Genomic DNA, 19,129 nt, shown 5'->3' with positions numbered 1-19,129 from the left:
TCTTCTGCACAGGTCGGGCTGTCAGCGGAAACCCTCTCCGACCCTAGGTTCCGACCCGTCCCCCGTCTCAGAACCGGCAGGATCGGTCAGATGCCGACAGCCGCACACGTCCTCTCTCGCATCGGCGATGTCGCCAGAGGTACGACACTTCACCGATTCGGGCTCAGCAGGCGGATGCTCTCGGCGGCCGTTCGCGCGCGTGTCTGACGTACCGAATGCAGGACCGCGGCACGAATGCAGGACGAAACCAGAGGTTTCGTCGTGCAGAACGTGCCGGGTTCCTGCGAACGGCCCGAGCCCCGACTCAGTAACCGGCGAAGGCGTCGGTCGTGAGGGACCGGGCCTTCTGAAGGGCCGGGGCGAGGTCGGCGATCAGACGCGGCGGTCCGGAGATGAACGAGTGCCGATAGCCGAGGTCGGGAACGTACTGCTCCAGTCCCGCGGCATCGAGCCGAGTGCCCTGCGCCCACGTCCACTGCGCGGGAAGGTCCTTCGGCTCATCGCGAGTGAAGACCACGACCCGCGCACCGGTCGCGGCGAGTTCGTCGCGGAAGGCCAGTTCCGAGCTGTCGGATGCCACGTAGATGAGCACGACGTCGCGCTGCTGCCCCGTCAGCTGCAGCTGACGCAGCTGTGACACGAACGGCGTCACACCGATGCCCGCCGCCACCATGAGCACCGGAGTCTCGGCGCCCGGCAGCACGAAGTCTCCCCAGGTTCCCGTCACCGCGAGCGTCGCACAGGGTTCTGCGGCGGCCAGCGCGCGCTTGTAGCTCGACGGATGCTTCTGGTCGCCGTCCTTGTAGGCGATGCGGAGCGTCGGAAGATCGGCAGGCGCCGAGACGATGCTGAACTCTCGACGGGTGCCCCTCGCATCCGGCCGATGATGCGGAACGTCCAATTCCAGATACTGGCCGGGGAGGAATCGGACCTTTCCCTTCGCCCGGAACGTCAGCTCCTGCGCCGTGGGGGTGATGAACTGGCGCTTCTCGAGCACGAGGCGCACCGAACCCCGCACGGCGAAAGCGAAGGCCAGGAGATTGCCGATCAGTAGGGCGCGCTCCTGACCGAGGGTGAAGAGTCCCCCGATCGCGATCGGCCACCCGGCGAGGACGCCGACGAGAGCCGCCACCGAGAACTGCTGCCAGCGCCGCGGAGGGAGCGTCAGAGGCTCGGAGAGCATGAAGGCTCCGAGGAACAGGAAGGGCGACTGCAGCAGTGCGAAGGAGAGAGCGGATGCGATGTCGAAGCCGATGTCGAACTCCTGCGCCTGGACGGCCTGTCGAACGACCGAGACGGCCACCGCGACGAGGACGAACACGGCGACCACGCGCACCTTCTCGGTGCGCCACAGCACCGCGAGGCCGAGGATCAGCACGGGGATGAAGAGCGACGGGGCGCCCACCCACCATGAGGATGACGTACCCAACCATTCGAATGCCCCGAAGGATCCGAGGATCGAGACGACGGCGGCCCCGAAGGCGGCCGGGTTGAGGATGTGTCTTCCACGCCACGCGATCAGGTACTTCGACAGGCTCGCCACAGCGCCGGCGATCGCGAGTCCGAGCAGGGCGAGGGGCTCGACACCCGGACGCAGCACGAACAGCAGGATGAGGGCGGTGACGAGCGAGGACTCCACGCGCCAGGGCAGGCGCAGCACACGTTGCGAGGCCGCGTCGACGGCGGAGATCACCACGGCGAGCACCGCGAACGAGACGACGATCTCGAGGGGCGTCGGCGAGACGATCACTCCGAGCGCCGCGAGCACGATGGCTATGGCTGCCAGGGCGAGCAGCGCGAACAGGACCAGGCGATACATCGAGATGCCGCCGAGGAGCGCAAGAACTCGCTGCCGGATGGCGGTGATGGAGGTGTTCACGATTCCACTCTTCCGTACTTCAGGGCCTCAGCGGCGGGTGAACAGTTCGGCAGGGCACCCTGGCGAGCGCTCGACGCGCCCGTCCGTCGTCATCCGCACCCAGTGCACATCCCACGAGGCGGCGAGTTGCGGACCGCCGTCGAAGAACAGCGCGGTGGCCACGGCATCCGCCCGCATCGCGTCGGGCGCGAGCGCCCATGTCGCCGCCCAGGTGCGCACCGGCACCCCGGTGCGCGCGTCGAGCACGTGATGAAGTCCCTCTCCCCAGGCGCGGCGGTTGACAGCCGAGGCGCACAGTGCGGCATCGCGGAGCTCCACGACCCCGATCGCCTTCGTGCGGTCGTACGGATGCTCCAGGCCCACACGCACGGCCGATCCCCGCGATCGCATGTCGCCTCCGGCATCGACGGTGAGGTCTCCGGGCACGGTCTCGAGCACGTCGGTGACGAGATCGACGAGTCGTCCCTTGCCGAGCGCTCCCACATCGAGGAGCGACGGTGTGGATGCGGTCACCCCGTCTGCCGACCATCGGATGCGATCGGTCCAGTCGTGCGGAGCTGCCAGCGGCGCACCCGCGACGAGGCTGTATGCCGCGTCGTAGCCGAGCGCGCCGAGGCTGTCGCCGATCAGCGGGTTGACCGCTCCTGCGGTCGCGTCTGCGAGGTCACGGTAGGCATCGAGCATCGGGGCGGCATCACTCGAGACGATCGTCCCGCCATCACGTCCGACGGCGCTCACGGCCGAATCGTCGCGGAACCGCGACCACTCTCGGTCGAACCGCTCGATCTCCGCCGACACGAGCCGTCGCTCCGACTCACCGAGGTCGTGCGTCGTCTCGATCTCCCACTGCGTGCCGATCGCGTCGAAACGCCAGATCGCCATGGTCGGGAATCAGGCGCCTAGGCGGCTGCCTGCTCCTTGATCGACTCGACGGCCTCGTTGAATCCACCGCTCGTCAGAGAGGAACCCGCGACACGGCTGACCTCGATCTCGTCGAGAGACTTGCCCACGACCTCATCGGAGATACCGTCGATGAACTGCCCCTGGTACTGCTCGCTCTCGCGGGCCTGGGGGTCGCCCGTGACCTCGACCTCGGTCACGAGTCCGTCGGCGACCGTCAGGGTCACCGAGATCTCCTCCACCGTCTCCGGCGTCTGGTACGAGCCGTCGGCCGTGTAGGTGCCGTCGGCGTACTCCCCCGGCGTCGACGAACCGGTGCTCGTGTCGGTGCTGGTGCTCGTGTCGGTGCTGGACGAACCATCAGTCGAGGCGTCTTCGGCGTCAGCCGTCCCTGAGCATCCGGCGAGCACGAGCAGCCCTGCGACGCCGGCGATGGCTGCGCCCTTGCGAACAGAAGTCGGTACAGTCGTGCGGATCATGATGGTCCTCCCGGCCTAGATCGGTGTGTTGATTCGACCGTAGGGACAGCATCTATGTGCACGCTGTGTCCGATATATGGGTCGCCTACGCGTCTCCGCCGAACATGCTGGTGACCGATCCGTCTTCGAAGACCTCGTGGATCGCGCGGGCGAGCAGCGGCGCGATCGGGAGCACGGTCAGCTTGTCCCAACGGCGCGACTGCGTGAGCGGAATCGTGTCGGTGATGACGACCTCATCGATCGACGCGTCCTGCAGGCGCTCGGATGCCGGGTCGCTGAAGATCGCGTGCGTCGCGGCGACGATCACGCGATGCGCGCCGTTGGCCTTGAGCGCCTGGGCGGCCTTCACGATGGTGCCACCGGTGTCGATCATGTCGTCGACGAGGAGGCAGGTGCGACCGTCGACCGCTCCCACGATCTCGTGCACCGAGACCTGGTTGGCGACCTTCGGGTCGCGGCGCTTGTGGATGATGGCGAGCGGGGCGCCGAGGCTGTCCGACCAGGTGTCGGCCACACGGACACGACCCATGTCGGGCGAGACGACCGTGAGGATCTCGCGGTCCGCGGGGCTGAGCGTGCGCTCGAAGTAGTCGAGCAGCACCGGCTTGGCGAAGAGGTGGTCGACCGGACCGTCGAAGAATCCCTGGATCTGCGCGGCATGCAGGTCGACGCTCATGACCCGGTCTGCGCCGGCGGTCTTGAGCAGGTCGGCGACGAGACGGGCGCTGATCGGCTCCCGACCGCGGCCCTTCTTGTCCTGACGCGAATACGGATAGTACGGCGCGACGACCGTGATGCGCTTGGCAGAGGCGCGCTTGGCTGCATCGATCATGATCAGCGCTTCCATGAGCCACTCGTTCACCGGCTCGCCGAAGGTCTGGATCAGGAAGAGGTCGCAGCCGCGGATCGAGACGTCGAACCGGGAGTAGATCTCACCCGAGGCGAACGTGCGGTGTTCGGTCGGAACGACCTCGGTGCCGAGTGCAGCAGCGACGGCAGAGGTGAGCTCAGGGTGCGAGCGACCGCCTGCGACGATCAGTCGCTTCTTCGTCTTGGCGACCAGTCCGGGGGCGATGCCGTTGTCCCGGTCCAGATCGACGGTCTTCTTCTTGCGCGCCATCGTTTTTGCCTACTCCGCCACTCGGGATCGGGCGGCGGCGTCTGCCGCGCCCGTGCCTGCCCTGTTCTTCTCGACCCAACCCTCGATGTTGCGCTGAGGGGCGACGCTCATGGCAAGGGAACCGGCGGGCACGTCCTTGCGGACCGTGGAGCCGGCACCTGTCTTGGCGCCAGCTCCCAGCCTAACGGGCGCGACGAGGGTCGTGTGCGACCCGGTGTGCACCTCGTCCTCGACGACGGTGCGGTGCTTGTTCACATCGTCGTAGTTCGCGGTGATGGTGCTGGCACCGAGGTTGACGCCGCGGCCGATGGTCGCGTCGCCCACGTACGACAGGTGGGGGACTTTGCTGCCCTCGCCGATCTCCGCGTTCTTCGTCTCGACGTAGGCGCCGATCTTGCCGCGGGCGCCGAGCACCGTGCCGGGCCGGAGGAACGAGAAGGGGCCGACCGTGGCCTCGGCGCCGATCACGGCGAGCGTGGCATCGGTGCGGCGGACGATCGCATCCTCCCCCACTTCGCAGTCGACGAGAGTCGTGTCGGGGCCGATGATCGCGCCCTCGGCGATGACCGTCGCCTTCAGGATGTGCGTGTTCGGAAGGATCGTGACATCGGGGGCGAGCGTGGCGTCGTCGTCGATCCAGGTGGTCGCCGGGTCGATGATCGTGACTCCCTCGAGCTGCCAGCGGCGCACGATCCGGTCGTTGAGGAGGCGCCCGACCACTGCGAGCTGGGCACGATCGTTGACGCCGTAGGTGACGGTGACGTCGGAGACGACGGATGCCCCGACACGGTCGCCGTCGCGACGGAGAAGGCCGGGCACATCGGTCAGGTACATCTCACCCTGTGCGTTGTCGACGCCGATCTCGGGCAGGTAGGTGCGCAGGGTGGACGCCCGGAAGACGTACATGCCGGCGTTGATCTCACGGACCGCGGCCTCGTCGGCATCCGCGTCCTTCTGCTCGACGATGCGATCGACACCGCCGTCGGCATCGCGGATGACCCGGCCGTACCCGGTGGGGTCATCGACGAGGGCCGTCATGAGCGTCGCGGGCGCCCCGGATCCACGGTGCTCCGACACGAAGGCCGAGAGGGTGTCGACATCGGCCAGCGGGCAGTCGCCCGAGAGCACGAGCACGTCGCCGTCGAACTCGGCCGGGAGCCGGTCGACAGCGACCTGCACGGCCCGTCCGGTGCCGGGGATCTCGTCCTGGTCGACGAAGATCGCGTCCGGGTAGTCCTCGGTGAGGGCTGCGACCACCTGGTCGCGCTCGTGCCGCACGACCACCTCGATGTGGTCGGCGCCGAGTCGTGTCGCGGTGGTCAGAACGTGGCCGACGAGCGGGCGCCCCCCGATCGGATGCAGCACCTTCGGCAGGCGCGAACGCATGCGCGTGCCCTGCCCTGCGGCGAGGACGATGATGGCGAGCTTGTTCCCAGTCATGCTCCGCCGCCAGGACTCGAACCTAGACCTAACAGCTCCAAAGGCTGTCGTGCTGCCATTACACCACGGCGGACCACGGCACCCGAAGGAGCCGCGGGTCAAGTCTGCCACGTCCGCCTGCGTGCTACCGGCGATAATGGACGGATGACTGAGGCTGATGAGGTTGATCGGATCGTCGGCGCCTGGAACACCCAGCGCCCCGACCTCGACTTCTCGCCCCTCGAGGTGCTGTCGAGGATGGATCGGCTGACCCGTCTGCTCGACCGCGCGCGGCGCGATGTCTTTCGCCGCAGTGATCTGGAGGCATGGGAATGGGATGTGCTCTCGGCGCTGCGCCGAGCAGGCTCCCCCTTCCAGCTCTCCCCCAAGCAGCTGCTGCAGCAGACGCTGGTCTCGAGCGGCACCATGACCAACCGCATCGATCGCCTGGTCGGGCGGCGCTTCGTGCGTCGTGAGGGCGATCCGGCTGACGGCCGCAGCGTGCTCGTCACGCTGACGGACGACGGGCGGATGCGAGTGGACGCCGCGATCACGCGTCTCGTCGATGTCGAGGCGGAGCTGCTCAAGGGGCTGTCGCGCGGTGATCGGGACCGGCTGGCGGGACTGCTGCGCAAGCTCAGCCTCAGCTTCGACGCGTGAGGGACTGACGACATGGCTATGGCTTCACCTCTTCCGGTGCGCGACGGAGTCGGGGCGACCCGCCTGCACGTTCCCCTGAGCGGCGAGTGGCCGACGGTGGGCGCCTACATGATCGAGCGCTTCTTCCACCTCGATCCCGAAGGCCTGCTCAGCCGCTTCGATCGTGGCGAGATCGTCGCGCGCGACGGCACTCCCCTGGCTCGGGACACGCCCCTGGGTGTCGAGGAGTTCATCTGGTACTACCGCGATCCCCCTGTCGAGACCCGCCTCCCCGTCGAGATCGAGGTCATCCATCAGGACGACGACCTGGTGGTCATCGACAAGCCGCACTTCCTGCCGACCATCCCGGGCGGGAAGTTCCTGCAGAACTCCGCGCTGATCCGTCTGCGCAACCTTCTCGGCAACGACGAGCTCGCACCGATCCACCGTCTGGATCGGGCGACCGCCGGAGTGCTCATGTTCTCGGCGCGTCCGGCGACCAGGGGCCCGTACCAGCTGCTGTTCGAGACCCGTCAGGTGCAGAAGGTGTACGAGGCGGTCTCGGCCCGCCCGGCCAATTGGGATGCTTCGCGGTTCCCCCTCGTCTACCGCAACCACATCGTGAAGCTGCGCAACGAGCTGAAGGTCCAGGTCGACGACGAACGGGAGCCGAATGCCGAGACGCTGATCGAGGTCCGCGATGTCGATGAGCACGTCGTGCACACGCTGCTGCGCCCGCATAGCGGCAAGATGCATCAGCTTCGGGTGCACCTCGCAGCTCTCGGCCTCGGCATCCTGAACGACCCGTTCTACCCCGAGCTGCGCGGCGAGATGCCGGATGACTTCGACCGTCCGATGCAGCTGCTCGCCCGCGAGCTGCACTTCGTCGACCCACTGAGCGGCGAGGCGCGGGTCTTCTCCACGACGCGCACGCTGCAGGACGCGCCCGTCAGCGGCGCATGATCTTGCGCGCCAGGCGCGTGCCGAGCATCTGAACGAGGTGCACGAAGACCACGATCAGGATGATCGCCGCCCACATGACCAGCGGTTCGAACTGGCGGAAGCCGTAGATCTGCGCGAAGGCACCGAGCCCGCCGCCACCGATCAGGCCGGCCATGGCTGTCATGTCGATGAGCGCCACGACGATGAACGTGTAGCCCAGGATGAGCGGTCCGAGAGACTCGGGGATCGCCACCGTGAAAAGGATGCGCCAGGGGCCGGCCCCCATCGCGCGGGCGGCCTCGATGACTCCGGGCGAGACCGACACGAGGTGCTGCTCGACGATCCGGCCGATCGCGAAGGCGGCGGCGAGGCCGATGATGAAGGCGCCCGCGGTGGTGCCGATGCCCGTACCGACGACCACACGGGCGAACGGCTGTGCCACGGCCATGAAGATCACGAACGGGATCGGGCGGAAGAAGTTCACCGCGAGGTTCGCGACGATCGACACCGGCTTGTTCTGCGCGAGTCCGCCGGGACGGGTGACGTAGAGGATGACACCGATCGCGAGGCCGAGGATGCCACCGAGCACGAGCGCGAACGACGTCATGTAGAGGGTCTCGAGCGCGGCCTTCCAGAATTCGGGCCACAGTTCGTTCAGACGATCCATCAGCGCGCCTCCTCTCCGGCGATCTCGGTGACTTCGACCCGTTCCGCGATGGCGGCGAGTGTGCGATCGATCACGCCGCCCTCGCCTCGGATCGCGAGCGTGAGGTGCCCGAAGGCACGACCGCGGATGTCGTTGATGCCGCCATATACGAGCTCGAAGTCGAGCCCGGCGCCGGCGAGGTCGAGGAACACCTGCGCCTGCGACGAGTCGCCGTCGCGGAACGAGAAGGTGACGAGACGTCCCTGGTGCCGATCGCGCAGCACGCCGAGCTCGGACGGCGAGGGGATGCCCTTCACGACCGTGCCGACGAAGCGCTGCGACGCGGGGTTCTGCGGGGCGGAGAAGACGTCGAAGACATCGCCCTGCTCGATCACGCGACCGTTCTCCATGACGGCGACCTTGGTCGCGATCGTTTGGATGACGTCCATCTCGTGCGTGATGACCACGATCGTCACGCCCTGTTCCTGATTGACGCGCTTGAGCAGGTCGAGCACCTCGTGAGTGGTTTGCGGGTCGAGAGCGCTCGTCGCCTCGTCTGCGAGCAGGATCGCCGGGTCGGTGGCGAGGGCGCGGGCGATGCCGACGCGCTGCTTCTGACCACCGGACAGCTGCTCCGGGTAGGCCTTGGCCTTGTCCGACAGGCCGACGAAACTCAGGAGTTCGGTGACCCGCTTCTCGATGTCGGGCTTCGACCAGCCTGCGAGCTTGAGCGGGTATGCGATGTTCGCCTTGACGCTGCGGGAGGCGAACAGATTGAACTGCTGGAAGATCATGCCGATGCCGCCGCGGACCTTGCGCAGCTCGCTCTCGCGCAGGGCGGTGACATCGACGCCGTCGACGAGGATGGTCCCGGCTGTCGCCGGTTCGAGCGCGTTGATCAGACGCACGAGCGTCGACTTGCCCGCGCCGGAGTATCCGATGATGCCGAAGACGTCGCCCTTCTCGATGTCGAGGGTGACGCCGTCGACGGCGACGACCTCGCCGTCGCCCGGGGTACGGGCAGGGTATGCCTTGGACACGTTGGTCAGGCTCACGATGGGCATGGGTGGTGCTCCGGTCTGCTTCGGGAACGAAGAATCGGGTGACGCACGCAGCGCCACCCGATTCTCTCGCATCAGGCGAGATGATTCCTCCCGCCTGCTCGCTTCTACTTCTGCGCTTCGGTGTCCTTCTGGACCTTCTCGAGCGAAGACACGAGGTCTTCGACGGGGGTCTGCAGCGGCACGGCGGTGTCGCCCGACGACTCGAGCAGGCCGGCCTGGACGTCTTCGTTCGTCTGGAAGATCTCCACCAGCTTGAGGTATGTCTCGTTGTCGGCCTCATCGGCGCGCGCCGCGAAGATGTTGACGTACGGCAGAGCGTTCGGGTCCTCGGGGTCGTCCTGGGCGATCGCGTCGTCGAACGTCAGACCGGCGTCCTGCACGAAGTCGTTGTTGATGATCGCGGCGGCCACGTCGGGCAGCGAGGTCGGGATGAGTGCGGCCTCGAGTGCCGTGACCTTCACCTTGGACTTGTCGGTGTCGACATCGGCGACGTCGGAGAAGATCGTGCCGCCGCTCTTCAGCTCGATCAGGCCAGCGGACTGGAGCACGAGGAGTGCACGTGCCTGGTTCGACGCGTCATCCGGAACCGCGACGGTCTCGCCCTCGGGGATGCTGTCGACGTCGTCGTACTTCTTCGAGTAGAGACCGAGCGGATAGATCGCGGTCGAACCGACCGGCGTGAGATCCGATCCGGAGTTCACGTTGTAGTCCGCCAGGTACACGATGTGCTGGAACTGGTTGAGGTCGATCTCGCCCTCGGTCAGCGCCGGGTTCGGCTGCTCGTAGGAGCCGAAGTCGACGAGCTCGACCGTGATGCCCTCGTCGGCCGCTGCCTCGACGAACGGCGCCCACTGGGCGTCGCCCTTGCCGACGACGCCGACCTTGACGGTCTCGCCCTCGGCGGGTCCGGAGTCGCCGGATCCGGCGTCGGAGGATGCCGTCGCGCAGCCCGCGAGGGCGACGAAGAGCGGGACCGCGGCGAGCGCGGCGATGGCGGATGTGGTCCGGCGGGATGCTGTGAAGGACATGAGTTGTCGGGTTCCTCTCTTGGGGGACTCGAACACGTTAGGCATTCATCTACGTTCTCGGAGAATCGAGACGTCACAGAGCGTCACAGCTGTCAGTCGTACTCCTCGATGCCCTGCAGGCGCACCTGCTCGAGGTCGAGTCGTGCCGAGATCCGGCGCACCACGAGGTCGTCGACCGTGCCGCTGCGACGCAGCCCGAGAAGCACCTCGCGCTTGCGATCGAGCAGCGCGAGCTTGAGCCGTGTGTGCTCCTCATGGCGCAGCAGAGGCGACCGCTGCATGATGTCGACATCGTCCGACGTCGCGATCATCTGAAGCGTCCTGACCTCGACCTCGCGACCGTCCGACGCCGCGGACACGGCGTTCGCGGCATCGGTGTTCTGGGCTTCCGCTTGCGCGCCGGCGTCTTCTCCGATGCCTGTCGTCGCCGGGCTCATCCCGGGGCCTGCGGCGCCGAGCGGATCGGGTTCGTCGAGCAGCTCGTCGAGCGCACGCGCTTCGGCATCCACGATCGCCTGCTCGCGCGCGAGTGCGCGGGCGTTCGAGAACTCGAGCATCTGGTAGCCCTCTGCGCGCACCTTGTCACGAATCTCCTGTCCGACACCGTGCTCGGTCGCGAGGTCGTCGAGGGCTGCGAGTGCGGCTCCGGAGATGGCTCGCTCGGCGAGCTCGTACTCTTCGGCAGCCGCATGATCGGCAGGGAACCGGGCCCACCGGACGATCGCCGGGAGCAGCGGTCCCTGCACGAGCAGGCTGAGCAGGATCACCCCGGCGGTCACGAAGACGATCTCGTCGCGTCCGGCGATCTCGCCCTCCGTGGCGCTTGCCGCAGGGACCGACAGCGCGATCGCGAGGGATACGGCACCTCTCATGCCTGCCACGGTCGACACGGCCATCGAGCGCGCTCTCGCTCTGGCCGACGGGCGCGTGCTCGTTCTGCGTTGGAACGGCATGTTCATCACCTGGAACAGATAGCGCACGACCAGCAGCGTCATCCAGACTCCGAGCGTGATCAGGACGAGTCGCCCGATCGCCGCCCCCGAGATCTCATGCGCGACGAACTGCACCTCGAGCCCGATCAGCACGAAGAGTGCGCCGTTGAGCAGGAAGACGCCGAAGGGCCAGGCGGCGTCGGCCTGTCGTCTCGACGACGCGGTCGTGACCCGCGGCGAGACATAGGCGACGATGAGCCCCGCGACGACCACGGCGAGCACACCCGAGGCGTGCGCGATCTCCGCGACCAGGAAGGCCGAGAACGGGATCAGCAGCAGGGCGACGTTGATCACGATCGTCGATGAGACGCGGCGCAGCAGCAGGTAGCCGAGTCCTGCGATCACGGCACCGGCCGCGATGCCCCCGACATAGGAGACGAGCACCGACATCGTCACGGACCACGGTGTGATCTGACCGCCGAGCGCGAGTGAGACCGCGATGGCGTACAGCACGAGCGCTGTGCCGTCGTTGGTGAGACTCTCTGCCTTGAGCTTCATGAACAGTCGCTGCGGGAGCAGACGCCCGAGCGCGGCGACGGCCGTGGCGTCCGGTGGCGCGACGGCGGCCCCGAGTATGAGCGCTGTCTCCCATGGCATACCGAACAGCAGCCCGACGCCCGCGACGGCGAAGGCGGATGCCACGACGAGCAGCGTGCTCATCGGCAGGATGTAACGGAAGTCTCGACGGATGGAACGCAGTGAGGTGGTGAGACTCTCCCAGAAGAGCATCACGGGGAGGAACAGCAGAAGCACGGTCTCCGGCGGCAGCTGGATCTCACGCAGCTGCGGCACGAAGCCGAGCAGGAGCCCGAAGATCACGAGTACGAGAGGCAGCGCCAGCCGCACGCGGGGCGCGAGCATCGCACCGACCAGGATCGTGAGTCCGATCAGGACGGTGACCTCGAGTCCTTCCATCTGAACCTCCCGGGTACCGCAGGATCAAGCTGTGCGATGCCTGTCGGTATCGAACCCCGCCCAGAGCACAGCGCCGCGCAGGGCCACCGTATTCCCCTGGCGGCCGGATCGCGAGAGTCGTCGTCAGTCGAGCTCTTCGGTCAGCTCGAACCAGCGCAGTTCGAGCTCCTCGATCTCGGCCTGCTGATCGCTGATCGCCTTCATCTTGTCACCCAGCCCGGCGAAGTCCGACTGATCGTGATCCGCGAGCGCGGTCTTCGCTCTGTCCACCTGCTGAGTGAGCTTCTGAATGCGTCGCTCCAACGACGAGACCTCCTTCTGCGCAGCGCGCAGGGCAGCACCGTCGAGGCTGGAGGCCTTCTTCTCGGTGTTGACGGCCGTCTGCGACTTGCCGGGGGCCGAGGTCTGCAGCTGACGCAGTCGCAGGTACTCGTCGACACCTCCGGGAAGGTGCCGCAGGTGCCCGTCGAGGATCGCGAACTGCTGATCGGTCACCCGCTCGAGGAAGTACCGGTCGTGGCTGACGACGAGCAGAGTTCCCGACCACGAGTCGAGCAGGTCTTCGATCGCCGCGAGCATGTCGGTGTCGAGATCGTTGGTGGGCTCGTCGAGGATCAGCACGTTCGGCTGGTCGAGCAGCACGAGCAACAGCTGGAGTCGACGTTGCTGACCTCCCGAGAGATCTTTCACCGGGGTGGAGAGCTGCGCGGAATCGAAGCCGAGGCGTTCGAGCAGCTGCCCTGGCGTGAGCTCCTGCGCCTTCGAGCCCGCACCCATCGTGTATGAGGTGCGCAGTCGGGAGATCACGACGCGCACCGGCTCCCGCCGCACATCCTCGAGTTCGTCGAGGCGCTGGGTGAGCGTCTTGACCTTCACGGTCGTGCCGCGCTTCACCCGACCGACGGTCGGCTCGACGGTGCCTGAGATGAGTCCGAGCAGTGTGGACTTGCCTGCGCCGTTGACGCCGAGGATTCCGGTGCGCTCCCCCGGTGCGATGCGCCACTCGACGTCGCGCAGCACCTCGCGAGTGCCGCCGTCGGCGGTCGGATAGGTCACTCCGACGTCGAGCAGGTCGACGACGTCTTTACCGAGGCGCGATACGGCGAGCGACTGCAGCGAGACCTTGTCTCGGATCTCGGGGACGTCGGCGATCAGCTCATTGGCGGCGTCGATACGGAACTTGGGCTTCGCTGTTCGCGCCGGCGCACCCCGACGCAGCCAGGCGAGCTCCTTCTTGGCGAGGTTCTGGCGCTTGGCTTCGGTGGCGGCCGCCATGCGATCGCGTTCGACGCGCTGCAGGATGTAGGCGGCATAGCCACCTTCGAAGGGCTCGACTATGCGGTCGTGCACTTCCCAGGTCTCGGTGCAGATCTCGTCGAGGAACCAGCGGTCGTGGGTGACGACCATGAGAGCGCCGGAGTTCGGGCTCCACCGCTTCTTGAGATGGCCGGCCAGCCAGGTGATGGCTTCGACGTCGAGGTGGTTGGTGGGCTCGTCGAGCGCGATGACGTCCCAGTCGCCCGTGAGGAGCTTGGCGAGGGAGACGCGCCGCCGCTGGCCACCGCTGAGAGAGCCGATCTCGGCATCCCACGGCAGATCCTTCAGCAGCCCCTCGATCACGTCACGGATTCGGGGGTCGCCAGCCCACTCGTACTCAGGCGTGTCGCCGACGACCGCGGCGCTGATGGTCAAGTCGTCGCTGAGGGTGTCGGCCTGGGAGAGGACGCCGATCGTCGTACCGCCGCGCACGGTCACCCGGCCGGAACTCGGTTCTTTCAGACCAGCCAGCATGCCGAGGAGGCTCGATTTGCCGTCGCCGTTGCGGCCGACGATGCCGATGCGGTCGCCTTCTTCGATGCCGAGGGTCACGGAGTCGAAGACGACCCTCGTCGGATATTCGAGATGAAGGGCTTCAGCCCCGAGAAGATGTGCCATATCGCTCTCCAGGTTAGTCGCGCGGGCTGTGCGGGCCGTCCAGGAGTGAGAGATCCCAGACGGGCCGGTCGAGTACACGCATCCGACCGGCATGAGGCGAGTCAACCATGAGGAGTTCGGGTTTTATGCGAATTCCGGAATACTTTCGAAACTTCTTTCGAAGGTCGCTGTTGAGTGATGTACTTGTTCCATGACAGCACTGCTCGATGCGACCGACTCCCAGATGGCGAATCTCGCCGGTCTGGTCGAGTCACTTCAGGTCGCGGAAGCGACGCTGAGCAGCATGCAGGCCGCGCGCGACGGGTTACTCGCGTTGGCTGCTCGGCTCGCCATCGACATCGCGAAACGCGGAGACCACCCCGACCGGGGCGATCATTCCATCCGCACCGTGGCGGCCGAGATCGCTGCGGTGCAACGCGCAAGCGACCGCACCGTCGAGAGGCGGATGGCCGCGGCGACCGAGCTCGTCGACCTGTTTCCGACCGTCTGGGCGGCACAGGGCCACGGACGCATCAGCTCCGCGCACTCGCGGGTGATCATCGACGCAGGCTCCCATCTGCCCGACGCGCATCGAACGGCGTATGCGGCGATCGTGTTGCCTCTTGCTGAGGTGGAGTCCCCGAGTCGATTGCGGCCGCTTGCCCGGCGCATCGCGGAACGCTTCGCGCCGACGACGGTGAGCGAACGCCATCGGAAGGCGCGATCTCAACGCCGAGTGTGGGTGACGGATGGGGAAGACGGCATGGCCGCGCTGCACACCCATGCCCCCGCGGCACTCGTCCACGGCATGTTCGACCGTCTTTCACAGATGGCGCACCTGATCCGCACCCACAATCTCCGCGCCGCCCGCGATGCGCGCCGCGAGGGCCGCGATCACGACGCCGACGACCGCACCGTCGATGAGATCCGCGCCGACCTTCTCGCCGATCTCGTCCTCACCGGCGTCCCCACGGGACACGACGGCACCGACGCGCTCCTCGCCGAGATCCGCGCCCACATCACCATCACGGTCCCCGTCACCACCCTCATCCACACCGACAATCCCAGTGAGCCCGACAAGCCCAGTGAGCCCGACAAGCCCAGCGAGCCCGACAAGCCCAGTGACACCGACGACACCGGAGCCGGCGCCGGGACTGAGAGCCGGGCCGAGGCCGAGCCCCAGGACGAAACCGACGCTGGTGCCTCGGGCGCGCATGCCGACGCGGAGCGCAGTGCACAACCTGGCACTGACGACAACCACCGCGAACCTCCGCGCACGCCGACACGCTCGACACCGCCCGCGGGTCAGCCACAGACCTCCCGCCCAGACCGCTCCCGGTCGCGCACCGCCCCGCCGCCGGCTGAACTAGACGGCGTCATTCCGATAGACACCGAAACCGCCAGGCGACTCGCCGGACAGGCCACGGGATGGGATCGAGTTCTCACCCACCCCATCACGGGAAGCCCCCTCGCCGTTGATCGATACAGGCCCAGCAAGCACCTCCGGCGACACCTCCGAGCTCGCGACCAACGATGTCGCTTTCCCGGCTGCGGAATCCCCGCACGCAAAAGCGACCTCGACCACACCCACGCCGCGGCCACAGGTGGCGATACCGCCGACACCAACCTCGCCACCCTCTGCCGTCGACACCACGTTCTCAAACACCACACCCCTTGGCACGTCGAGCAAGGCCCGAACGGAGTACTGATCTGGACCAGCCCGACCGGACGCTCCTACACCGACACTCCACCAGCGCCGAACACCGTCACATTCGCAGACACCAGCGCCAGCACCAGCACCAGCACTGACGCCGTTCAAGCGCCGTTCTGAGACGTGTCAGACGCGCAGGTGCCGCGGTCGGCACTGTGGCGCGGGACTGTCGCGACGGGCTGAGGCGCGGGACTGTCGCGACCGGCTGTGGCGCGGGGGCATCGCGCGGGGGTGTCGCGCGGGGGTGTCGCGCGGGGCTGTGGATAACTCCGACTACGGCTGCCCTGTTTTCATTACGGTGGCGCGATGACCTCGCCGAATCGCACGATCTCCAACGCGCTCGTCCTCATGCTGCTGACAGTGTCACTTTTGGGTTGCGCGCCGAGTGCTCCGCGGGACGTCCCCCGAGAGTCGACACCGATGGCAGAGCACGTGATCGCACGAGCCGAGGCGATCTATCGCGATTACATCGACACCCTGGGCATGATCGACCTCACCGACCCCGCCGAGATCGAGAGTCTTGCGGAACTCATGACGCCGGACAACTACTCGCAGCTGAGCGCAAACTTCGAGCGCTTGGGAGGCGACGGCGTCACCATCCGAGGACGGCCGAAGGTCCTGGAGTTCTTCGCAACGCAGGTCGAAGGACCTCGACTGATCAAGGCTGTCGCGTGCACCGACTACACGGAGTACGAGCTGATCGACGAGCAGGGAGAGGTGGTCTCGCCTCAGACGAGGTCTCCGAGATACGAGCACGAGAGTATGGAGTTCGTCACAGTCGGTGATCGACTGGTGATCGGCCCCACCTTCGCGATCCCCGTCGACGAATGCGAAGCGATCGTCGACATCGATGTGTACGAGGGGTGACCCGTGCATAGCCCCACGATGAGAGCAAGGATCCTGGCGTCAGTGACGATCTGCGCGGGCATGATGCTCTTGGCCCTCGCGGGGTGTGCTCCGCAACCGACCCCCAGTCCCACACCCACGCCGGCCTTCGCCTCGGAGGCGGAAGCTTTCGCCGCCGCGGAGGAGGTATATCGGGCGTACAACGATGCGTTGAATGCAGTGGACCCGTCCGCCCCCGCAACTTTTGAGCCGCTCTTCGAGCTCTCGACCGGGGCTTTCGAGAAAGCAGATCGCAAGAACCTCTCGATCATGCACGCGGAAGGACACACGATCGACGGAGACGCGGTCATCCTGTCGTTCACGGGCTCTTCCACGGCCGCCCATTTTCGCGAAGTCGTGGCTCGAGTTTGCCTCGATGTCAGCGCGGTCCACATCACAGACGCGAGTGGGAATTCGGTCATCGATCCGAGTCGCCCGAGCGTGTACACGCTCGACGTGACTTTCGCACTGCATGAATCCGAGCTCACTATCGACGTTGCGAAGCGCAGTGAGGAGCAATCATGCGAAGCACCGTAGGAAATCTTGCTGTTCTCCTCGTCCTAGTGATGTCTGCAGGCTCCTCTGACGGCGGCAGTGATTTCCTCTATGGCACGGACGGCTCAACTCTGACCATCTCCGGAACCCAGCAGCAGTCCGGTACCCCAGGGGTCCCGACCACCCCGAACACCCGCAGCACTCGCGACAGCGACAACAACAACAACAACGACAACGACAACGACAACGACAACACCAACACCGGCATGCCTCAGGCCCCTGCCGAACCCGCGGGGCCCAGCGAACGTGCGATCCGGCTGGCGGACTGCATGGATGACTCCGGCACGGTCCGGTGCTCGACCCTGATCGGTCCGGGCGAGCCGACCCCTGTCGCAGCCGAGGCAGACCGCGCAGCACCCGAGACACCGACGATCACCATCACAGACCTGGCGCAGTTCGCACCGCCGCCCCTCACAGCGAGCGTAGATCCCGGGAACGTCGGCATCGCCGACCTCCCCACGAACTTCATCGCAGCGGCAGACGTGCACACCCAGACCGGTGAGCTGTTCGGCATCCCGCTGACCGTCCGGTTCTCCCCCACCACCTACCTCTACGACTACGGCGACCGCAGCACGTCGACCACGTCGGTGCCAGGACGCACATGGCAGGAACTCGGTCAGGCGCAGTTCACTCCCACGCCCACCACCCACGTGTACCCGGAGCGGGGGAACTATCTCGCCCGCGTCGACGTGGCCTACACAGCAGAGGTCGACCTCGGAACCGGATGGATCCCCTTGGCAGGACGGATCACCACGACGGGCACGCCCCAGGAGATCCGCATCCTCGAGGCCCGCACCGCGCTCGTCGCCCACACCTGCGACGAGAACCCGGCCGGCGTCGGCTGCTGAAGAGCGCACCACAGCAGCACGCCAACAAGAAAGAACCCCGACCCCGAAGGGCGGGTCCGCGCGGTCCTGTTCTGCCAGATGGCTGATCGCTTTCTCGTACGACTCGACGATCTCGAAGAGGCTCGGCCTTCTTAGAGCAAATTCGCCTACGGTGCTCTGCTCCTCGAGAGGCAGCCGTCGACCGATCCTCTCCGGCTTAAACTAGACAGGTGCCATGGAGTCGCCGGGTGTTCTCGCTATCACTAGCCAACCGCAAGGCAAAGCTGGTGCAGTCGAGAAGGCGACCCGGTCACTTCGAGCTCAGCGTGGATGGAATTGCGCAGTCCGTCGTCTCGATCACCGAACCCACCGCCCTCGAGTACAGCTACACCCAACACATCGCACGCGCAATGGATGCCGCCGTCGAGCCTGATGCGCCGCTGTTCACCGTGCATCTGGGGGCCGGAGCACTCACGCTGGCACGCTACGTCCAGGCGACGCGCGCCGGATCACCTCAGCTGGTGGTGGAGTTCGAACCCGCGCTCTACGCCGCCGTCATCGACGCGCTGCCATTGCCTCCCGGGTCTGACATACGGGTCATCTTCGGTGACGCTCGGACGGTCGCGGACGCCGCTCTTCCGAATGAGAAGACATCACCGGTGCAGTCATCTCCGTCCCCCGGACTTGACGACGCAGCGAGTCATCGCACCGCAATCGACACCGATTGGGTGGAGGCGTGCTTCACCGTCGTCGATCTCTGGGATGCCGCCGTCATCCGGCACCGTGTGGCCAGCCAGGAGTTCTATCGCCGGGTCGCCGCGCGCTCCGCAGCAGCGGGCGTGGTCGCCGTGAACCTGCTCGACGGGCATCCGTTCGAATACTCACGACGACAGGCCGCGACCCTGAGCACCGTGTTCGATCACGTCGCTCTCGTGCTCGACGCAGAGCCGGAAGATGAGGAAGGGCCACTCGGCAACGTCGTCATTTTCGCGAGCGATGAGCCGCTCGACAAGGTGACCGCCGCCGCTTTGCTCGACACACCGCGACCTCATCTCCTCCGCGATGGCCCTCTGACGTCGTGGATCGCTGAAGCGCGCATCATGACAGATGCCGACGGCACAGACTCTCCTGATCCCGACGACCCCCTCTGGGGCTAGCGCACCGTGTGCGGACGTCCTCCGACAGGACGTCCGCTTCCCGCCAGCGGCTCGCCC

The 19,129-nt window shown here is 66.7% G+C and carries 17 protein-coding genes and 1 tRNA gene; 7 read left to right on the top strand and 11 right to left on the bottom strand.

Annotation, left to right across the window (positions count from 1 at the left end; genetic code table 11):
* Positions 1–304: 304 nt before the first annotated feature.
* The 6 genes from ACZZZN_RS03720 to ACZZZN_RS03695 form a co-directional block, all read right to left on the bottom strand.
* Positions 305–1,879: an FAD-dependent oxidoreductase gene (locus tag ACZZZN_RS03720; RefSeq protein WP_463503876.1), complete on the bottom strand. Its 1,575-nt coding sequence runs from the start codon at positions 1,877–1,879 to the stop codon at positions 305–307.
* A 27-nt stretch (positions 1,880–1,906) separates the two neighbouring features.
* The gene (locus tag ACZZZN_RS03715) at positions 1,907–2,761 is read right to left on the bottom strand and encodes an FAD:protein FMN transferase (RefSeq protein WP_463503875.1); all 855 of its coding nucleotides are present in this window, start codon (positions 2,759–2,761) and stop codon (positions 1,907–1,909) included.
* A gap of 17 nt (positions 2,762–2,778) precedes the next feature.
* The gene (locus ACZZZN_RS03710) at positions 2,779–3,258 is read right to left on the bottom strand and encodes an FMN-binding protein (RefSeq protein WP_463503874.1); all 480 of its coding nucleotides are present in this window, start codon (positions 3,256–3,258) and stop codon (positions 2,779–2,781) included.
* An 85-nt stretch (positions 3,259–3,343) separates the two neighbouring features.
* Complete coding sequence (locus tag ACZZZN_RS03705; RefSeq protein ID WP_463503873.1) at positions 3,344–4,378, bottom strand: ribose-phosphate diphosphokinase; 1,035 nt, start codon at positions 4,376–4,378, stop codon at positions 3,344–3,346.
* 9 nt (positions 4,379–4,387) lie between these two features.
* Entirely contained in the window at positions 4,388–5,818 is a 1,431-nt protein-coding gene (glmU, locus tag ACZZZN_RS03700) for a bifunctional UDP-N-acetylglucosamine diphosphorylase/glucosamine-1-phosphate N-acetyltransferase GlmU (protein WP_463503872.1), read from the bottom strand.
* A gap of 1 nt (position 5,819) precedes the next feature.
* Positions 5,820–5,891, bottom strand: a tRNA-Gln gene (locus ACZZZN_RS03695).
* Positions 5,892–5,962: 71 nt separating this feature from the next.
* Between ACZZZN_RS03695 and ACZZZN_RS03690 the strand changes: the two genes are divergently transcribed.
* Together ACZZZN_RS03690 and ACZZZN_RS03685 are read left to right on the top strand one after the other, a co-directional pair.
* Positions 5,963–6,457, top strand: a complete 495-nt coding sequence (locus ACZZZN_RS03690; protein ID WP_463503871.1) for a MarR family winged helix-turn-helix transcriptional regulator — start codon at positions 5,963–5,965, stop codon at positions 6,455–6,457.
* Positions 6,458–6,475: 18 nt separating this feature from the next.
* Positions 6,476–7,399: a pseudouridine synthase gene (locus ACZZZN_RS03685; RefSeq protein ID WP_463503870.1), complete on the top strand. Its 924-nt coding sequence runs from the start codon at positions 6,476–6,478 to the stop codon at positions 7,397–7,399.
* On the opposite strand, the gene ACZZZN_RS03680 is transcribed toward ACZZZN_RS03685, so the two are convergent.
* From ACZZZN_RS03680 to ACZZZN_RS03660, 5 genes are all read right to left on the bottom strand, one after another.
* Positions 7,386–8,045, bottom strand: coding sequence for a methionine ABC transporter permease (locus ACZZZN_RS03680; protein WP_463503869.1), 660 nt, complete (start codon positions 8,043–8,045; stop codon positions 7,386–7,388). The two genes, ACZZZN_RS03685 and ACZZZN_RS03680, sit on opposite strands and share 14 nt — an antisense overlap.
* Positions 8,045–9,088, bottom strand: a complete 1,044-nt coding sequence (locus ACZZZN_RS03675; RefSeq protein WP_463503868.1) for a methionine ABC transporter ATP-binding protein — start codon at positions 9,086–9,088, stop codon at positions 8,045–8,047. The genes ACZZZN_RS03680 and ACZZZN_RS03675 overlap by 1 nt, the downstream gene beginning before the upstream one ends.
* Positions 9,089–9,192: 104 nt before the next feature.
* The gene (locus ACZZZN_RS03670) at positions 9,193–10,116 is read right to left on the bottom strand and encodes a MetQ/NlpA family ABC transporter substrate-binding protein (protein WP_463503867.1); all 924 of its coding nucleotides are present in this window, start codon (positions 10,114–10,116) and stop codon (positions 9,193–9,195) included.
* Between the two features lie 92 nt (positions 10,117–10,208).
* A complete protein-coding gene (locus ACZZZN_RS03665) occupies positions 10,209–12,023 on the bottom strand; it encodes a Na+/H+ antiporter (RefSeq protein WP_463503866.1) in 1,815 nt (604 codons plus the stop codon).
* A 123-nt stretch (positions 12,024–12,146) separates the two neighbouring features.
* On the bottom strand, positions 12,147–13,958 hold the full coding sequence (locus ACZZZN_RS03660) for an ABC-F family ATP-binding cassette domain-containing protein (protein ID WP_463503865.1): 1,812 nt from the start codon (positions 13,956–13,958) through the stop codon (positions 12,147–12,149).
* A gap of 190 nt (positions 13,959–14,148) precedes the next feature.
* Here ACZZZN_RS03660 and ACZZZN_RS03655 point away from each other — a divergent pair, with 190 nt between their 5' ends.
* The 5 genes from ACZZZN_RS03655 (at position 14,149) to ACZZZN_RS03635 (ending at position 19,072) form a co-directional block, all read left to right on the top strand.
* Complete coding sequence (locus ACZZZN_RS03655; RefSeq protein ID WP_463503864.1) at positions 14,149–15,768, top strand: HNH endonuclease signature motif containing protein; 1,620 nt, start codon at positions 14,149–14,151, stop codon at positions 15,766–15,768.
* 300 nt (positions 15,769–16,068) lie between these two features.
* Positions 16,069–16,515 (top strand): hypothetical protein, encoded by a 447-nt coding sequence (locus tag ACZZZN_RS03650; protein WP_463503863.1) that lies wholly within the window; start codon positions 16,069–16,071, stop codon positions 16,513–16,515.
* 42 nt (positions 16,516–16,557) lie between these two features.
* Positions 16,558–17,070 carry a hypothetical protein gene (locus ACZZZN_RS03645; protein WP_463503862.1) on the top strand — a complete coding sequence of 171 codons (513 nt, stop codon included), beginning with the start codon at positions 16,558–16,560 and terminating at the stop codon, positions 17,068–17,070.
* Complete coding sequence (locus tag ACZZZN_RS03640; protein ID WP_463503861.1) at positions 17,055–17,936, top strand: hypothetical protein; 882 nt, start codon at positions 17,055–17,057, stop codon at positions 17,934–17,936. Before ACZZZN_RS03645 ends, ACZZZN_RS03640 begins: the two co-directional genes overlap by 16 nt.
* 305 nt (positions 17,937–18,241) lie before the next feature.
* Entirely contained in the window at positions 18,242–19,072 is an 831-nt protein-coding gene (locus ACZZZN_RS03635) for a polyamine aminopropyltransferase (RefSeq protein ID WP_463503860.1), read from the top strand.
* Positions 19,073–19,129: the final 57 nt, after the last annotated feature.

Source organism: Microbacterium sp. AC145, from assembly GCF_979258505.1.
Note: the sequence above shows the minus strand (reverse complement) of the source record. Positions and strands in the feature narration are given on the sequence as shown.

What these genes read in the sequence shown, in the direction of transcription:
- ACZZZN_RS03715 (WP_463503875.1), bottom strand. Translation starts at nt 2,761, where the DNA reads ATGGCGATCTGGCGTTTCGACGCGATCGGCACGCAGTGGGAGATCGAG.
- ACZZZN_RS03710 (WP_463503874.1), bottom strand. Translation starts at nt 3,258, where the DNA reads ATGATCCGCACGACTGTACCGACTTCTGTTCGCAAGGGCGCAGCCATC.
- ACZZZN_RS03705 (WP_463503873.1), bottom strand. Translation starts at nt 4,378, where the DNA reads ATGGCGCGCAAGAAGAAGACCGTCGATCTGGACCGGGACAACGGCATC.
- glmU (WP_463503872.1), bottom strand. Translation starts at nt 5,818, where the DNA reads ATGACTGGGAACAAGCTCGCCATCATCGTCCTCGCCGCAGGGCAGGGC.
- ACZZZN_RS03690 (WP_463503871.1), top strand. Translation starts at nt 5,963, where the DNA reads ATGACTGAGGCTGATGAGGTTGATCGGATCGTCGGCGCCTGGAACACC.
- ACZZZN_RS03685 (WP_463503870.1), top strand. Translation starts at nt 6,476, where the DNA reads ATGGCTTCACCTCTTCCGGTGCGCGACGGAGTCGGGGCGACCCGCCTG.
- ACZZZN_RS03680 (WP_463503869.1), bottom strand. Translation starts at nt 8,045, where the DNA reads ATGGATCGTCTGAACGAACTGTGGCCCGAATTCTGGAAGGCCGCGCTC.
- ACZZZN_RS03675 (WP_463503868.1), bottom strand. Translation starts at nt 9,088, where the DNA reads ATGCCCATCGTGAGCCTGACCAACGTGTCCAAGGCATACCCTGCCCGT.
- ACZZZN_RS03670 (WP_463503867.1), bottom strand. Translation starts at nt 10,116, where the DNA reads ATGTCCTTCACAGCATCCCGCCGGACCACATCCGCCATCGCCGCGCTC.
- ACZZZN_RS03665 (WP_463503866.1), bottom strand. Translation starts at nt 12,023, where the DNA reads ATGGAAGGACTCGAGGTCACCGTCCTGATCGGACTCACGATCCTGGTC.
- ACZZZN_RS03660 (WP_463503865.1), bottom strand. Translation starts at nt 13,958, where the DNA reads ATGGCACATCTTCTCGGGGCTGAAGCCCTTCATCTCGAATATCCGACG.
- ACZZZN_RS03655 (WP_463503864.1), top strand. Translation starts at nt 14,149, where the DNA reads ATGACAGCACTGCTCGATGCGACCGACTCCCAGATGGCGAATCTCGCC.
- ACZZZN_RS03650 (WP_463503863.1), top strand. Translation starts at nt 16,069, where the DNA reads ATGGCAGAGCACGTGATCGCACGAGCCGAGGCGATCTATCGCGATTAC.
- ACZZZN_RS03640 (WP_463503861.1), top strand. Translation starts at nt 17,055, where the DNA reads ATGCGAAGCACCGTAGGAAATCTTGCTGTTCTCCTCGTCCTAGTGATG.